The following is a 14,351-nucleotide window of genomic DNA, read 5'->3' as shown; positions in this document are numbered from 1 at the left end:
GGAGAAGGTGCCGGTCTTGCCGGCGACGGCGGCCCGGCTGAAGCTGCCGGGCCGGCTGTCGGATCGGGTGCCGACGCGTCGGGCGCGCCGGTGCGCAAAGCGCGCACCGTGCCGCGCCCGCGGGGATCAGTCCCAGTCGCGGTGATGGCGATGCTTGCGGTGACGATGGCCGCGATCGCCATAGTCGCCGCGGTCGTACGAGTTGCGCGACAGGTTGCCGCCGAGCGCCGCGCCGGCGCCGCCGCCGACGGCTGCGCCCAGCAGGCCGCCCGTGCGGCCGCCCATCGCGTTGCCGGCCGCGGTACCCGCGCCGCCGCCGAGTGCGCCGCCGATGATCGCGCCGGTGCGTTCGCGACGGTTCGACGTCACGGCACCACCCGCGCCGCCGCCGATCGCGCCGCCGATCACGGAGCCCGTGCTGCCGCCGACCGCGCCGCCGACCGCCGCGCCGGCAACCCCGCCGAGCGCGCCGCCAAGCGCGTTGTTCATGTCACCGGCCATTGCCGGCAGTGCGGTCGCGCCGGTCAGCACGGCGACGACGAGAGTGGGGGCGATTTTCTTCCACATTCCCGTATTCTTCCTTGTTCGCAATCTGGTTATCAAAGGTCTGCTCGTTACGACGATCTGAATCGATCGACGTCGATGCCGGCATTGTGCCGAATCCCGGACCAATTCATTTCAATGAGCTTGCGGCGAAGAATAGCACCGGTCGTGTCCCCTTGCCGTCGACATTCTGGTAACAAGTTGTTTACCGCAACAGGACCGGAAAAGGTTGCCGAAAACCGCCTGCAAAGCCCGCCGGCACGGGCTCCGGCCGTGGGCCGGCCGCACTCGAAGGCGGTGCCGGAAGCGCCCGTCGCGCGGGTTCGGACACACGTGGCAACACATCGCGGATTCGCCACGAGGCGGCCGGGATTGACCGGGCCATCCAGGACGAACGAGGGTCAGTACACGCCCGGCAGCAGCCGCCACGTGTGCGCGCAGTACGCGTCGTATTCGGCGCCGAATTGCGCGCGCAGCAACGCTTCCTCGGAACGGATGCGGGCGACCAGCGGGATCATCGTCAACGCGACGAGCAGCAGCCCGATGCCCGAGCGGAACGCGCACGCCCAGCCGGCCGCATTGACGAGCAGGCCGAGATAGCTCGGGTTGCGAATTCTCCGATAGATACCGTCCGTCACCAGCGTGTGGCCCGGCTGGATCGCGACGAGCCCGCTGAAGCGCTTGCCGAGCACGAACACGGGCCAGATGCGCAGCACGCCGCCCGCGACGTACAGCACGACGCCGATCCAGCGCACCGTGTCGCCGCCGAAGGTCCATACGTCGAGCCGGTCGGTCAGCGCGGGCAGGTAAGCGAGCAGGAACCCGCTGGCCGCGAACGCCGCGAGCACCCAGCGGTTGTCGCGGTTCTCGCGTTCGCCGGCGCTCAGGTTGCCTTCGGTGAACAACGCGGCGACGGCCAGCGCGAGCGTCGCGACGGCAATGACGGTCAGTTGCGGATGCGAGAAGAAGGCGGCGAACCCGCCGATGCCGAGCACGGCGAGCCCGAGATAGACGAGCGTGGAGACGCTCGCCACGATTGCGACCTTGCGCGTAACGGCCATGGCTGCCTCGCCGGACTGGGCTTTCCTGTGAAGTATAGGAACCCGGGCGGGCCATGCGCACGCGCGCCGTCATGCGGCGCGCGAGTCGTCCGTGCGGGAAGCGGCGGCCAAGCGTCGAACGACGGGGCCGCTCGACGTGCGGGCGGCGCCCGCGCCCGCCGCCCGGTCAGCGAATGCGGAAGTTGCCGCCGATGCCGACGCTGACGGGCGGTGCGTAATAGGCGGGCGCATAGCCGTAGTAGGCCGGCGCGGGCGCGTAGTAGCCGTAAGGCGGCGCGACATAGCAGCCGGACAGGCCGCCGATCAGCGCAAAGGTGATGAGGATTTTGTACATGACTCGATTCCCGGCGAAGAGGGCACGTTGCATCTCGCGAAAGCCACGCCGTCGCAGCCTGCGACGGCCGGCACGGAAGAGACAACCGGCCCTTCCCGTCGCTCGATGCGGCAATGCGCGGAGTCTAGCGCCGGGGCCACCGGGACACGTTTCGCGAGCGGTTACACGTGTTACGTGGTGTGACCGCTGAAACAGGCGCGCACGGCGTCGCGGCACGCGCCCGCTGGCGCCGCCCGAACCACGCGCCGTCTGCGCGTTACACGAAACGCGCGCGGATCCGCTCGGCGACCGATTCGAGCGTCGCCGAATCGGCGATGTCGCGCGCGTGCATCCGCAGCTCGACGCCTTCCCAGCGCGGAATCACGTGGAAATGCACGTGCGGGACCGTCTGGCCCGCCGCCGCGCCGTTGAACTGGCCGATGAACACGCCGTCCGGCCCCAGCGCCGCGCGCACGGCCGCCGCGACGCGCTGCGTCATGCGGATGCCGGCCGCGGCCGCGTCGCCGGACAGCTCGAAAATCTGCGCGGCCGGCTCCTTCGGGATCACGAGCACGTGACCGTCGGCCTGCGGCATGAGATCCATGATCGCGAGGGTCGCGTCGTCTTCGGCGACCTTCACGCACGGCAGTTCGCCGCGCAGGATCCGGGCGAACGGGTTGTTGTTGTCGTAGGACATGGGCGTTTTCCGATGTTTGCGATTGCGGTTTGACTGGGAACGATGCCGGACGATTATCGGCCGACGGCGGTCCGGATTTCAACTTGTCAGGCCGTGTCGCCATGGCGGCGAACAATGCGCGCCGACTCGCGTGCAATGCCCGTCGCCGGATGGAATATCCGGCCGTCGCGATCCGTTTATTTCGAGTGCGGACTCGCACGGCAAGACTGCGGATCCGCGCCGGACATCCGCGCGCTGCGCAGGCCGGCAGCCGGGATGACTGCTCGCGATCATCAACCGGAGTCATGCCATGGACCCTCTCCCCTCCTGTCGTTCGCCCGCCCCGCCCGTGTTTGACGCCGCGTTTGCCGATCACCCGCCGATCCTCGCCCACGCCTGCCGCACGATGGCGCGCACGCTATGCCGCGCGGCTTGCGGCGCGGGACTGATCGCGTTGTCGTCGGCTTTCGCGTGGGCCGGCGGCGGCAATTCGATCCTGCCGGTCTCGTCGGTCACGGCGTCGACCGTGCCCGCCAACGGCGACGTCAATCCGTACGGCATCGCGTTCGTGCCGCGCGGCGTGCCGAGCTGGAGCACGCTGAAACCGGGCGACGTCGTCGTATCCAACTTCAACGCGGCATCGAACACGCAAGGCACCGGCACGACGGTCGTCAAGCTGTCGCCCGGCAAGACGCCGGCAACGTTCTTCCAGGGCAGCAATGTCGGCCTGACGACCGCGCTCGCGGTGCTGCGCAGCGGCTTCGTGCTGGTCGGCAACGTGCCGGCACCGGACGGCAAGACCGTGGTCCCCCCGGGCTCGCTGCTCGTCATCGGTCCGCAAGGCAATCTCGTCACGCAACTGTCGAGCACCACACTGCTCGACGGACCGTGGGACATGACCGTGATCGACCGCGGCCAGCGCGTGACCGCGTTCGTGTCGAACGTGCTGAACGGGACGGTCGCACGGATCGAGCTGATGATCGGCAGCGACGGCGTCAGGATGCTGCCGGGCTCGCAGATCATCGCATCGGGCTACGTGAACCGGACCGATCCCGCTGCGCTCGTCGTCGGCCCGACCGGCCTCGCGTACGATCCCGACATCGACGTCCTGTATGTCGCCTCGACCGGCGACAACGCGGTGTTCGCGATCCAGAATGCCGCGACGACGAATCGCAACGGCGGCGTCGGACGGATGATCTACTTCGATGCGGCGCACCTGCACGGCCCGCTCGCGCTGGCGCTCGCGCCGAACGGCCATCTCGTGACCGCGAACGGCGACGCGGTCAACCCCGACCCGCTGCAACCGAGCGAGATCGTCGAATTCACGGTGGACGGGCGCTTCGTCGCGCAGATGCAGGTCGATACCGTGCCGGGCGCGGCATTCGGGCTCGCGTTCGGGCGCGGCAGCAAAGGCCAGCCGGAATTCGCGGCCGTCGACGACAACACGAATACCGCGACGGTCTGGACACTGCGTTCGGACAACGGCAACGCACAATGACGCATCACGCGAACGGGCCGCGTGCGGCCCGTTCGAACCTGCGCGATCGACACATGCGATTCGCAGACGCCGGGCACCATGCCGCCTGACCGACGCCGCCCGGCGTCACCCGCCCCAACGATTGCCACCGCTCGCGCGAACCTGCGACACTGCCGGATCGTTGCCATCGTTGCCGGCCGACACGCCACCGAGGACGCTCGCGCATGACGATCCCCCTCAAATCGCTGATCCTGCGCGGTGCCGCCGTCGCGCTCGCCGCCGCGCTCGGCTACACCGGCTACATGCTGTCGCGGCTCGCGCCGATCGCGACGGGCTATGCCGCGAAGGCGCTGTGTTCGGGCGTGTTCGTGTCGGGCCGTCCGGCCGCGTCGGTGATCGACGTCGACATCATGGCCGGCGTGCATCCGCTGCTGAAGCTGGTGCGTCCGTCGATCGATCCCGAGCATCATCGCGCCGTCGCGACCTTCGCCGGATTCGCGCAACGCGAGGCGGACTTCCGGCCCGGGCTCGGCTGCACGCTCGCGCTCGGACCGTCGCCCGGCGGGCTGCCGGCCGCGCTGCCGCCCGTCCCCGATCCGCCGCCCGCGCACGAAGCGGCGCCGGCCGCACCGCCCGCCGGCATCGACGCACGCAAGCTGCAGGCCGCGCTCGACCGCGCGTTCGACGAACCCGATCCGGCGCGGCCGCGGCGCACCCGCGCGGTCGTCGTGATGTGGCGCGGCCAGGTGATCGCCGAACGCTATGCGCCCGGCTTCGCGGCCGACACGCCGCTGCCCGGCTGGTCGATGACGAAGACCGTGACGGCCGCGCTGGCCGGCATGCTCGTCGCGCAGCACAAGCTGTCGCCGGACGCGTCGGCGCTGCTGCCCGAATGGCGCGACAGCGGCGATCCGCGCGCGGCGATCACGCTCGACGAGCTGCTGCGGATGACGAGCGGCCTGCAATTCAACGAGGACTACGACGACCCGCTGTCCGACGTCGCCGTGATGCTGTTCACGCAGCCGGACACCGCGCGTTTCGCGTCGGCCATGCCGCTCGCCGCGCAGCCCGGCACGCAGTGGTACTACTCGAGCGGCACGAGCGCGATCGTCGCGCGCGTGATGCGCGAGGCGATGGGCGGCACCGAAGGCGACTACCTCGCGTTTCCGCGCCGCGCGCTGTTCGCGCCGCTCGGCATGCGCAGCGCGGTGTTCGAGCCCGATGCGGCCGGCACGCTCGGCAGCGCGTCGTTCATGTATGCAAGCGCGCGCGACTGGGCGCGCTTCGGGGAGCTTCTGCGGCAGGACGGGGTGTGGGACGGGCAGCGGCTGCTGCCGCAAGGCTGGGTGCGCTACCTGACGCGCGCGACGCCGCTGTCGACGCGCCAGGAATTCGGCGCGCATCTGTGGGTGAAGGTGCCGGAGCCGTTCAACGATCGCGATGCGCACGCGAGCCCGCTGCCCGTCGACGCGTTTCATGCGGTCGGCCATGAAGGCCAGTTCGTGAGCGTGGTGCCGAGTCGCGAGCTGGTGGTCGTGCGGCTCGGGCTGTCGCGGCCGGAATCCGCATGGAATCACGAGGCGTTTCTCGCGCGCGTGCTCGAGGCCGTACCGGCATCGGGCTCGTGACGGCCGCGGCGCGGCGGCGCTGCGGCGGCAAATCACGCCGCCGCGCCGCGCGCGACATGCGATGCGTTACGGGTTCGCGCTGCCCGCGTACTGCTGGAAACCTTCGCGCGTCGCCAGGCGCTCGATGTAGCGCTTCACTGCCGGGAAATCCGGATGCTCGAACGGCGTGCCGAACCAGCGGTTCACCGACAGGCCGATCGGAATGTCCGCGAGCGTGAAGTGGTCGCCGGCCACGAACGCGCCGGTCGCTTCGAGCTGCGCGTTCAGTATCTGCATGTGCTTCGTCCAGCCCGCGATCGACTGCGCGATCGCCGCCGGGTCCTGGTGATCCGGCGACTTGCGCACGAGGCCGAGGAACGCGCCGACCCACGAGCGGTTCAGGTCCGTGCCCTGCCAGTCGATCCACTGATCGACCCGCGCGCGCGCCTGCGGCTCGGCCGGATAGAGCGCGTCGCCGCCATAGCGGTTCGCGAGATAGCGGATGATCGTGTTCGACTCCCACAATACGAAGTCGTCGTCCTTGATGACCGGCACGAGGCCGTTCGGATTCAGCGCGAGGTAGGCCGGGTCGTTGGTCGTGCGAAAGCCCGCGCCCCAGTCTTCCTGTTCGAACGGCAGGTTCAGTTCGGTGCACAGCCACAGCACCTTGCGGACGTTGATGGACGGGATCTTGCCGAGGATGTGCAGCATGCAGGCTCCTTGTGAGGTCGAATGCGAAGCGTTCGGGAGGCGCGACACGGCCCGGACGCGCTCCCGTCGAAGTTATACACGAGCCCGCGAGAATCGACAGCGCGTCAGGCGAAATCGCCGTTGCAGGCCGCGCTGCCTCGCTCACATCGGCTTGAGCACCATCAGGAAATAAACGCTCAGCATCGCGAAGAACGCCGGATAGCCGAGCAGCTCCCAGCGCTTCGCATAGCGCCAGTACCGTTCCGGCAGCGCGGCATCGCCGTTCGCATGCGCGAGCTTCGCCATCGCGGCCAGTTCGATCTGCAGCCATACGACCGGCAGCCAGCACGCGCCCGCGACCGCATACAGCACGATCGACGCGACCAGCCACGGCGTCGTCCACGGCCAGCCGGCCGTATGCGCGAGCCACAGCCCGGATGCGGGCTGGAACAGCACGGCCGGCGTCGTGAACCACCAGTCCGCGCGCACGACGAGGCGCGACACGGCGGCGATCGCCGGCACCGAGCGCGTGCGGTTCGCGAAGAATAGATAGAACGCGGTGCCGAAACCCGTGCCGACCATCAGCACCGAGGACAGGATATGCAGCGTCTTGATCACGAGATAGGTGTTCATGCGTGTTCTTCTTCTGAAAAGAGGATCAACAGGATCGCCAGAATCGGCACGTTCTTGAGCACGGGGCCGAACGGCTCGGCGAGCAGGCCGGGCATCGTGACCGCGATGACGGCCGAATACGCGACGATCAGCGCGCCCTGCGCGGCCCACAGCCGGCGGGACGGCGCGACGACGGTCGCCACGCCGAACGCGAAGTCAAGCGCGCAGGCCGCGTAGAGCGCGATCAGCGCGGGCAAGCCAGTCAGGTGCGCGCGGGCGAGCATCGCGAGGCTGTCGTGCCGCGGATGGATGAACGCGCTGACGATGGCCGTCCAGATCCAGACGATCGCGAGCGCGCCCAGCAGCAGCGGCCGCCGCCACATCGCGAGCGCGTCGCGGCGCAGCGCGGCCGCGTCCGCGCCGATGAAATGCCGCAGCCCGCGCGGCGGCCGGCCGAGCACGGCCGCGAGCGCCGCGGGGTCGCCGGTGTTGCCGCCGCGCAGCATCGTCCACGTGTCGCGGGTCAGCATCGCGCCCGGCAGCGCGCCGAGCAGCGCGGCCGCCGCCCCGACCAGCGGGCCCGGCAGCGCGATGCGCGCCGCCGGCGGGAAGCCCAGCGCGGCGCGATAGACGCTCAGCATCTCGCGATACTCGACTTCGTCGCCGCCGACCGCGTCGATGACCGGGTTGCCGGCCGCCGGCGCATCGACGAGCCGCGCGACGAGTTCGGCGAGATCGTCGATGTGCACGGGGCGCAGCCGCTGATGGCCGCCCGCCGGCAATACGTGCACGGGCAGGCTCGCGAGCATCCGGAAGAACCGTGCCGACGTGCCGGAAGCGCCGTAGACGAGCGCCGGGCGCACGATCCGGTAATCGAGCGGCAGCGTCCGCAGGAAGGTGTCGGCTGCGTATTTGCTGGCGAAATACGGCGTGTCGCCGCGCTCGACGCCCAGCGCCGAGATCTGGATCACGCGTCGCACGCGGGCACGACAGCACGCGGTGAAGAGCGCGCAGGGCGCCGCGCGATGCACGGCGTCGAACGTCGCGTCACGCCGGTCCGCAAGGATCCCGACCGCATTGATCACCACGTCGACGCCGTCGAGCCGGGCGAGCCACGCATCGGGATCGACGTCCTTCGTGAAGTCGATCGCGACGTCGTGCGGACCGACCGCATGCCGCACGCCGCGCAGCACGCGATGGCCGCCGGCTTCGAGCCGCGCGCCCAGCGCCCGCCCGATGAAGCCGTTCGCGCCACAGACGAGGATGTTCATGTCGCACTCCGCGGTGCGGCATGCCGGCGGGTCGATCGCGATACCCTGTCCATTTTCGTCCTTTACCTACAGTTATTTCTGTAAATACAGAAATTTCAATTTCAAAAAAAGCGGGCTGCGTGCCCGCACGTCCGGTACCGCTTACTTCGACGACTTGCGCCTGACCGTCTGGCTGATCTTCGCGCCGATGCCGAGCGCCTTCATCAGCGTGTCGGGCTTGAGCCGCAGCATCTCGTCCGACCAGGTCGTGAGCGTCTCGACGAACTGCAGCGTGTCGCGGATGCGCTGTTCGGTTTCGCGGCTCTCGTCGGCGATCTCCGGGCTCGTCAGGCAATCGCGCAGCACCGTGAGCGTCGGTTCGATCTCGCGCTGCCGCCGCCCTTCGACGATCAGCTTGAACAGTTCCCAGATGTCGGTCGACGTCTCGAAGTGGTCGCGCCGGTCGCCCAGCACGTGCACGACCTTCGCGAGCCGCCATGCCTGCAGTTCCTTCAGGCTCGTGCTGACGTTGGAACGCGCGACGTTGAGCGTCTCGGCGATCTCGTCGGCCGCAACCGGCCGGCCGGCCAGGTACAGCAGCGCGTGAATCTGCGAGACGGTGCGGTTGACGCCCCAGCGCGAGCCCATTTCGCCCCAGTGGAGGATGAATCGTTCGGCAATCGGTGTGAGTTCCATGTCGGGGAATTTAGTTTTTTCAGTTATTTCTGTCAAGAGAGAAATAGCGGGCGGCGACGCGAATGGCTGCCTCGACCGTCCCGCCCGCGGGCGACTGCGACCGCGGCCACGGCTCACCTTTCCCGCCGTTGCGCCCGCTTCCATTACAATGCGCGGGATTTTTCCGATTTCAGGCCGTCCGCGCCTTTCTGACTAGAGGTTCTCCCATGATCATCAAACCGCGCGTGCGTGGCTTCATCTGCGTGACGACTCATCCGGTCGGCTGCGAAGCCAACGTCAAGGAACAGATCGACTACGTGACTTCGCACGGCCCGATCGCCAACGGTCCGAAGAAGGTGCTCGTGATCGGCGCGTCGACGGGCTACGGCCTCGCCGCCCGGATCTCGGCCGCATTCGGCTCGGGCGCGGACACGCTGGGCGTGTTCTTCGAGCGCGCCGGCAGCGAGACGAAGCCGGGCACCGCCGGCTGGTACAACAGCGCCGCGTTCGAGAAATTCGCCGCCGAAAAGGGGCTCTATGCGCGCAGCATCAACGGCGACGCCTTCTCCGACAAGGTCAAGCAGATCACGATCGACACCATCAAGCAGGATCTCGGCAAGGTCGACCTGGTCGTCTACAGCCTCGCGGCACCGCGCCGCACGCACCCGAAGACGGGCGAAACGATCAGCTCGACGCTGAAGCCGGTCGGCAAGTCGGTCACGTTCCGCGGCCTCGACACCGACAAGGAAGTGATCCGCGAAGTGTCGCTCGAGCCGGCGACGCAGGAAGAGATCGACGGCACCGTCGCCGTGATGGGCGGCGAGGACTGGCAGATGTGGATTGACGCGCTCGATGAAGCCGGCGTGCTGGCCGACGGCGCGAAGACGACCGCGTTCACGTATCTCGGCGAGCAGATCACGCACGACATCTACTGGAACGGCTCGATCGGCGAAGCGAAGAAGGATCTCGACAAGAAGGTGCTGTCGATCCGCGACAAGCTGGCCGCGCATGGCGGCGACGCGCGCGTGTCGGTGCTGAAGGCCGTCGTCACGCAGGCGAGCTCGGCGATCCCGATGATGCCGCTCTACCTGTCGCTGCTGTTCAAGGTGATGAAGGAAAAGGGCACGCACGAAGGCTGCATCGAGCAGGTGTACGGGCTCCTGAAGGACAGCCTGTACGGCGCGACGCCGCACATCGACGAGGAAGGCCGCCTGCGCGCGGACTACAAGGAGCTCGACCCGCAAGTGCAGGACAAGGTCGTCGCGATGTGGGACAAGGTCACCAACGAGAACCTGTACGAAATGACCGACTTCGCGGGCTACAAGACGGAATTCCTGCGCCTGTTCGGCTTTGAGATCGCCGGCGTCGACTACGACGCGGACGTGAACCCGGACGTGAAGATCCCGGGCATCATCGACACGACGGTCTGACGAAACGCCCCGCCGCCGCGCTCATCGAGCGGGCGGCGGGGTCGCGTTGCCGGCCGCGTCAACGCGGCGCCGGCTCCTCCAGATAGACGCCCGACGACAGCGTGGCCTTCACCTGCCGCGTGAACTCGTCGGTCGACACTTCCTCCTCCCCTGCTTCGATTGCCTCGTAGGCCTGGCGCACGACGTCGGCCGGCGTGGCCTTCGGCACGTCGAGGCCGGCCGTCAGGTCGGTATCGATGAACCCCGCATGCAGCCCGACGACCTGCGTATGCTGTTCGCGCAGCGAATGCCGCAGCCCGTTGGTCAGCGCCCACGCGGCCGACTTCGACACGCCGTAGCCCGACAGGATCGGCCGGTTCACCCAGCTCGCGACCGACAGCACGTTCAGGATCGCGCCGCCGCCGTGGCCGGCCAGCGTTCCCGCGAAGGCGCGCGACATCGCCAGCATTCCGAACACGTTGGTTTCGAAGTGATCGCGCAACGCGTCGAGCGCGCCGTCGTCGGTCAGGCTGCCGAGTCGCGCGATGCCCGCGTTGTTGATCAGCAGCGTGACGTCGCGCGCGATATCGGCGGCCGCGGCGACCGTCGCCGGATCGGTCACGTCGAGCCTCACGGGCACCACGCCCGGCAGCGTCACGCTGGCCGGATCGCGCGCGCCCGCATAGACCTTGCGCGCCCCGCGTTCGAGCGCCTGCTTCGCGAACTCGCGGCCGAGCCCGCGGTTCGCGCCCGTGACGAACACCACTGCACCTTCGATCTTCATGCTCGTTCCTTTCGGAGAAAGGATCCCGCTCGCGCCGGTTCGCCGCGCGCCCGGGATCCGGTGATAAACCACGCCGCCATCGCGGACCGAACCGTTGCTCCGCCGGTGCCGTGCCGGAAGCCGGGCAGTCCGCCGCCCACGCCACGCCGCACCGGGACCGATATCCATCCGTGCCGCGCCGGTCGCTTCGCTTCATTCGCGAAGTCGGCTACACTCGATGTCAATGTCGATCACCATTGTCTTTGCGGTGCATTGTGTCAGCGCGATTCCGACACGTCAATGGCGATCACCATTGTGTTTTTCAATCGACGCAATTGCCGGAATGAGGGAGGGATCGATGGGCGTCTCGAGACAACAGGCCGCCGAAAACCGCAACGCGATCGTCGCGGCCGCCGAGCGGCTGTTCCGGGTGCGCGGTGTCGACGCGGTGGGGTTGACGGAGCTGATGAAGGAAGCCGGCTTCACGCAAGGCGGCTTCTACAACCACTTCAAATCGAAGGATGCGCTGGTCGCCGCGGTGATGGAGAAAGCGATCCAGGACCGCGCGGATTCACCGAACGCCGGCAGCGTCGCGAAGCAGGCGACGGCGTACCTGTCGGCCGCGCATCGCGACAACGTCGAAGCCGGTTGCCCGCTGTCGGGTTTCGCGGGCGATGCGCCCCGGCTGACCGACGCGGCGCGCGCGTGCTACGCGCACGGCGTCGCCGCGTATCTCGACCGGCTGGAACGGATGGTGGCCGCCGAAGGCCCGGCCGCGGCGGACACGCGCCGCGACGCGATCGCCGTCTTCAGCCAGATGGTCGGTGCGCTCGTGCTGTCGCGCGCGATCGCCGGCACCGATCCGGCGCTGGCCGACGAGATCCTCGACGCGGGTCGGCGCACGCTCGGCGCGCAGCCCGACGATCCGGCCGTACCGGCGTAGCGGCACGACGGGCGCCGGTCGCGCGCGATCGCTATTGGACGGCCCTCGCGGCGTCCCACAACGGCCGCTGGCCGAGCGCCGCATGCCACGCTGCGAATTGCGTGCGCCACGACTCGAACGGCTCCTTCAGCGGATGACGCGGATCGTCGCTCAACGCATACGCCATCCCCTCGATCAGCCAGCGCGGCTTGGTGGCGACCGCGAGGTTGCCGAGCACTTCGGCCTGCCGGTGGTGGATCAGCTCGTGGGCAAGAAAGTAGGTCTGCCAGCCGCGCGGCGCGACGACCACGCCGAAATCCCCGAGCGTCAGTGCCGCGCGTTCGCCGAGACCGAACTGGTCGGCGCACGCGCGCGTCGAGCAGAACACGACGCGCGGCGCGTCGCGAAACGGGCCGACGGCCGCGGCCGCGCGCGCGTAGCCGTCGCGATAGAGCTGCTGCGCGATGCCGAGCTTCGCGGCATCGTCGGTGCAGATGTCCGCGCTCGGGCATGACACGCCGGGCAGCAGCGCGGGCGCGACGACGCGCAGCGGCTTGACGAGCGCGTAGGCGGCGATCGGCACCGCGACGAGCAGGCCCGTGAGGGCGAAGGCGATACGGGAGCGTTTCATCGAGGCGGCAATTCCGTTGGCGTGGCGGTGAGGTGTTCCAGCACGAATATATCGGAGCCGCGGCGGCGCCGGCCGGCTTTTCCGGTTCGCCCGGCGCTGCGCCGCCGCGCATGCGCGCCGGTCGCGACCCGGATCATGGAATGCCGCCGTGCGGTCGCACCCCGCGCAACGTCGGCGAAGCCCGGCAACACGACGCCCGGCCCGGTCGGCGGGTGTTACCTCCCCATCATCCTAAGCGACGAAAATTCTCGTTGCATTGCCTATACTTAGCCGCATGGCTAACTTTGAACCCGGCATCACCGACGTATTCCAGGCGCTCGCCGATCCGACGCGCTGCGCGATCGTCAGCGCGCTCGGCAACGGCGTGCGGACCGTTTCGGAACTGGCCGCGCCGTTCGACATGGCGCTGCCGTCGCTGATGAAGCATGTCGCGGTGCTCGAGCGCAGCGGCCTCGTCACGACCCGGAAAACCGGCCGCGCGCGCACCTGCGAGCTGGTCGGCGGCCGGCTGGCCGAAGCCGAGCAGTGGCTCGCCGCGCAGCGCGCACTGTGGGAAGCGCGCGCCGATCGCCTGGTGGAATTCGTCGAACGCCGCCACCAGGAGGAGCACGCGCATGTCAACCCACCACGTCGACCCCGCCGAAGCTCATGACCTCGTCATCACACGCACGCTGCATGCGCCGCGCCAGGCGCTCTGGCGCGCGTGGACCGATCCCGAACTGCTGAAGGAATGGTGGTGCCCGAAACCGTGGACCACCGAAGTCCGCGCGTTCGACCTGCGCCCGGGCGGCGCCTTCCACACGTTCATGCGCGGCCCCGACGGCGGCACGAGCGACAACCCCGGGTGCTTCCTCGACATCGTGCCGGAAGCGCGCATCGCGTTCACGTCGATGCTCGCGGGCGGCTGGCGGCCGCAGGTGCCGTGGCTGGGCTTCACGGCGATCATCACGATGGCGGATGACGCCGCCGGTTGCCGCTACGAGGCACGCGTGATGCATCCCGACGCCGCGACGCGCGAGCGTCACGAGGCACTCGGCTTCTTCGAGGGCTGGAACACCTGCATCACGCAGCTCGACGAATTCGCGTCCGCATTGCGCTGAATCCGCACGTGCGCGGGCCATTGCATGCCGCCGCGCGCGCGCCTAGGATTCCTGAAGGAAGCGTGACGACACGCCGGCATCCGGCGTGCACCGTCGCGCGCGCTCCGCGGGAGGCCACATGCTGCAGATGCACACGCATTCGACCCGGGTCAGCCGGCACCTGAACGCACCGCGCGGGCGCGTCTACCGCGCGCTGCTCGATCCGCACGCCGTCGAACAATGGAAGGTGCCGGACGGCATGACGTGCCGAGTGCTCGCCTACGACGCGCGCGAAGGCGGCGCGCTGCGCGTGTCGCTGACCTACGACGAACCGTCGGACGGCACCGGCAAGACCACCGCGCACACCGACACCTATCACGGCCGCTTCGTGACGCTCGTGCCCGACGAACGGATCGTCGAAATCGACGTGTTCGAAACCGACGATCCGATGCTGCGCGGCGCGATGACGATCACGATCACGCTGTCCGACGAAGCTGGCGGCACACGCGTCGACGCGGTGCACGACGGTGTGCCGCCAGGCGTGCCGGCGGCCGACAACGAGACCGGCTGGCGCATGGCGCTCGCCCGGCTGGCGGCGCTGGTCGAGACGGGCTAGCAGCGCGACGCGACGTGCTCGGTATGC

Annotated in this window: 17 protein-coding genes; 7 read left to right on the top strand and 10 right to left on the bottom strand. The window is 68.9% G+C overall.

The features are described from left to right. Positions 1-126: 126 nt before the first annotated feature. From DID99_RS06595 to DID99_RS06585, 4 genes are all read right to left on the bottom strand, one after another. Positions 127-567, bottom strand: coding sequence for a hypothetical protein (locus DID99_RS06595; protein ID WP_124486109.1), 441 nt, complete (start codon positions 565-567; stop codon positions 127-129). Positions 568-944: 377 nt separating this feature from the next. Further along, positions 945-1,604, bottom strand: a complete 660-nt coding sequence (locus DID99_RS06590) for an isoprenylcysteine carboxylmethyltransferase family protein (RefSeq protein WP_124486108.1) — start codon at positions 1,602-1,604, stop codon at positions 945-947. Positions 1,605-1,770: 166 nt separating this feature from the next. Further along, on the bottom strand, positions 1,771-1,938 hold the full coding sequence (locus DID99_RS37150) for a hypothetical protein (protein WP_185500310.1): 168 nt from the start codon (positions 1,936-1,938) through the stop codon (positions 1,771-1,773). Positions 1,939-2,194: 256 nt separating this feature from the next. Next, complete coding sequence (locus tag DID99_RS06585; RefSeq protein WP_044848523.1) at positions 2,195-2,614, bottom strand: HIT family protein; 420 nt, start codon at positions 2,612-2,614, stop codon at positions 2,195-2,197. 289 nt (positions 2,615-2,903) lie between these two features. Here DID99_RS06585 and DID99_RS06580 point away from each other — a divergent pair, with 289 nt between their 5' ends. Further along, entirely contained in the window at positions 2,904-4,091 is a 1,188-nt protein-coding gene (locus DID99_RS06580) for a hypothetical protein (RefSeq protein ID WP_185733740.1), read from the top strand. Positions 4,092-4,294: 203 nt separating this feature from the next. Further along, the gene (locus DID99_RS06575) at positions 4,295-5,698 is read left to right on the top strand and encodes a serine hydrolase (RefSeq protein ID WP_124666355.1); all 1,404 of its coding nucleotides are present in this window, start codon (positions 4,295-4,297) and stop codon (positions 5,696-5,698) included. A gap of 66 nt (positions 5,699-5,764) precedes the next feature. On the opposite strand, the gene DID99_RS06570 is transcribed toward DID99_RS06575, so the two are convergent. The 4 genes from DID99_RS06570 to DID99_RS06555 all read right to left on the bottom strand — a co-directional run bounded on the left by DID99_RS06570 (position 5,765) and on the right by DID99_RS06555 (position 8,925). Continuing rightward, positions 5,765-6,388, bottom strand: coding sequence for a glutathione S-transferase family protein (locus DID99_RS06570; RefSeq protein ID WP_124666354.1), 624 nt, complete (start codon positions 6,386-6,388; stop codon positions 5,765-5,767). 141 nt (positions 6,389-6,529) lie between these two features. Beyond that, positions 6,530-7,000 carry a DUF2269 domain-containing protein gene (locus tag DID99_RS06565; RefSeq protein ID WP_124666353.1) on the bottom strand — a complete coding sequence of 157 codons (471 nt, stop codon included), beginning with the start codon at positions 6,998-7,000 and terminating at the stop codon, positions 6,530-6,532. Continuing rightward, positions 6,997-8,250 (bottom strand): SDR family oxidoreductase, encoded by a 1,254-nt coding sequence (locus DID99_RS06560; protein WP_124666352.1) that lies wholly within the window; start codon positions 8,248-8,250, stop codon positions 6,997-6,999. Before DID99_RS06560 ends, DID99_RS06565 begins: the two co-directional genes overlap by 4 nt. A 141-nt stretch (positions 8,251-8,391) precedes the next feature. After that, positions 8,392-8,925, bottom strand: a complete 534-nt coding sequence (locus DID99_RS06555) for a GbsR/MarR family transcriptional regulator (RefSeq protein WP_006760784.1) — start codon at positions 8,923-8,925, stop codon at positions 8,392-8,394. 206 nt (positions 8,926-9,131) lie between these two features. Here DID99_RS06555 and fabV point away from each other — a divergent pair, with 206 nt between their 5' ends. Next, positions 9,132-10,334, top strand: coding sequence for an enoyl-ACP reductase FabV (fabV, locus tag DID99_RS06550; RefSeq protein WP_124529225.1), 1,203 nt, complete (start codon positions 9,132-9,134; stop codon positions 10,332-10,334). 58 nt (positions 10,335-10,392) lie between these two features. Here fabV and DID99_RS06545 read toward each other — a convergent pair whose 3' ends face one another. Then, positions 10,393-11,097, bottom strand: a complete 705-nt coding sequence (locus DID99_RS06545; protein WP_044848517.1) for an SDR family oxidoreductase — start codon at positions 11,095-11,097, stop codon at positions 10,393-10,395. A gap of 337 nt (positions 11,098-11,434) precedes the next feature. On the opposite strand from DID99_RS06545, the gene DID99_RS06540 reads away from it, so the two are divergent. Further along, the gene (locus tag DID99_RS06540) at positions 11,435-12,019 is read left to right on the top strand and encodes a TetR/AcrR family transcriptional regulator (RefSeq protein ID WP_124486103.1); all 585 of its coding nucleotides are present in this window, start codon (positions 11,435-11,437) and stop codon (positions 12,017-12,019) included. 31 nt (positions 12,020-12,050) lie between these two features. On the opposite strand, the gene DID99_RS06535 is transcribed toward DID99_RS06540, so the two are convergent. Further along, a complete protein-coding gene (locus DID99_RS06535) occupies positions 12,051-12,629 on the bottom strand; it encodes a hypothetical protein (protein ID WP_124666351.1) in 579 nt (192 codons plus the stop codon). A 274-nt stretch (positions 12,630-12,903) separates the two neighbouring features. Here DID99_RS06535 and DID99_RS06530 point away from each other — a divergent pair, with 274 nt between their 5' ends. From DID99_RS06530 to DID99_RS06520, 3 genes are all read left to right on the top strand, one after another. Beyond that, positions 12,904-13,281 carry a helix-turn-helix transcriptional regulator gene (locus tag DID99_RS06530; RefSeq protein WP_124666350.1) on the top strand — a complete coding sequence of 126 codons (378 nt, stop codon included), beginning with the start codon at positions 12,904-12,906 and terminating at the stop codon, positions 13,279-13,281. Then, positions 13,244-13,729, top strand: coding sequence for an SRPBCC family protein (locus DID99_RS06525; protein WP_124666349.1), 486 nt, complete (start codon positions 13,244-13,246; stop codon positions 13,727-13,729). Before DID99_RS06530 ends, DID99_RS06525 begins: the two co-directional genes overlap by 38 nt. A 118-nt stretch (positions 13,730-13,847) precedes the next feature. Then, on the top strand, positions 13,848-14,324 hold the full coding sequence (locus tag DID99_RS06520) for an SRPBCC family protein (RefSeq protein ID WP_124666348.1): 477 nt from the start codon (positions 13,848-13,850) through the stop codon (positions 14,322-14,324). Positions 14,325-14,351 lie beyond the last annotated feature (27 nt).

Source organism: Burkholderia sp. Bp8986 (assembly GCF_003854225.1).
Classification (GTDB): domain Bacteria; phylum Pseudomonadota; class Gammaproteobacteria; order Burkholderiales; family Burkholderiaceae; genus Burkholderia.
This window is presented reverse-complemented; position numbering and strand designations above follow the sequence as displayed.

Excerpts from the sequence above, each read along its gene's own strand:
- DID99_RS06590 (WP_124486108.1), bottom strand. The coding sequence starts at position 1,604 with ATGGCCGTTACGCGCAAGGTCGCAATCGTGGCGAGCGTCTCCACGCTC.
- DID99_RS06595 (WP_124486109.1), bottom strand. The coding sequence starts at position 567 with ATGTGGAAGAAAATCGCCCCCACTCTCGTCGTCGCCGTGCTGACCGGC.
- DID99_RS06565 (WP_124666353.1), bottom strand. The coding sequence starts at position 7,000 with ATGAACACCTATCTCGTGATCAAGACGCTGCATATCCTGTCCTCGGTG.
- DID99_RS06540 (WP_124486103.1), top strand. The coding sequence starts at position 11,435 with ATGGGCGTCTCGAGACAACAGGCCGCCGAAAACCGCAACGCGATCGTC.
- fabV (WP_124529225.1), top strand. The coding sequence starts at position 9,132 with ATGATCATCAAACCGCGCGTGCGTGGCTTCATCTGCGTGACGACTCAT.
- DID99_RS06530 (WP_124666350.1), top strand. The coding sequence starts at position 12,904 with ATGGCTAACTTTGAACCCGGCATCACCGACGTATTCCAGGCGCTCGCC.
- DID99_RS06555 (WP_006760784.1), bottom strand. The coding sequence starts at position 8,925 with ATGGAACTCACACCGATTGCCGAACGATTCATCCTCCACTGGGGCGAA.
- DID99_RS06545 (WP_044848517.1), bottom strand. The coding sequence starts at position 11,097 with ATGAAGATCGAAGGTGCAGTGGTGTTCGTCACGGGCGCGAACCGCGGG.
- DID99_RS37150 (WP_185500310.1), bottom strand. The coding sequence starts at position 1,938 with ATGTACAAAATCCTCATCACCTTTGCGCTGATCGGCGGCCTGTCCGGC.
- DID99_RS06575 (WP_124666355.1), top strand. The coding sequence starts at position 4,295 with ATGACGATCCCCCTCAAATCGCTGATCCTGCGCGGTGCCGCCGTCGCG.
- DID99_RS06585 (WP_044848523.1), bottom strand. The coding sequence starts at position 2,614 with ATGTCCTACGACAACAACAACCCGTTCGCCCGGATCCTGCGCGGCGAA.
- DID99_RS06570 (WP_124666354.1), bottom strand. The coding sequence starts at position 6,388 with ATGCTGCACATCCTCGGCAAGATCCCGTCCATCAACGTCCGCAAGGTG.
- DID99_RS06560 (WP_124666352.1), bottom strand. The coding sequence starts at position 8,250 with ATGAACATCCTCGTCTGTGGCGCGAACGGCTTCATCGGGCGGGCGCTG.
- DID99_RS06520 (WP_124666348.1), top strand. The coding sequence starts at position 13,848 with ATGCTGCAGATGCACACGCATTCGACCCGGGTCAGCCGGCACCTGAAC.
- DID99_RS06535 (WP_124666351.1), bottom strand. The coding sequence starts at position 12,629 with ATGAAACGCTCCCGTATCGCCTTCGCCCTCACGGGCCTGCTCGTCGCG.
- DID99_RS06580 (WP_185733740.1), top strand. The coding sequence starts at position 2,904 with ATGGACCCTCTCCCCTCCTGTCGTTCGCCCGCCCCGCCCGTGTTTGAC.
- DID99_RS06525 (WP_124666349.1), top strand. The coding sequence starts at position 13,244 with ATGTCAACCCACCACGTCGACCCCGCCGAAGCTCATGACCTCGTCATC.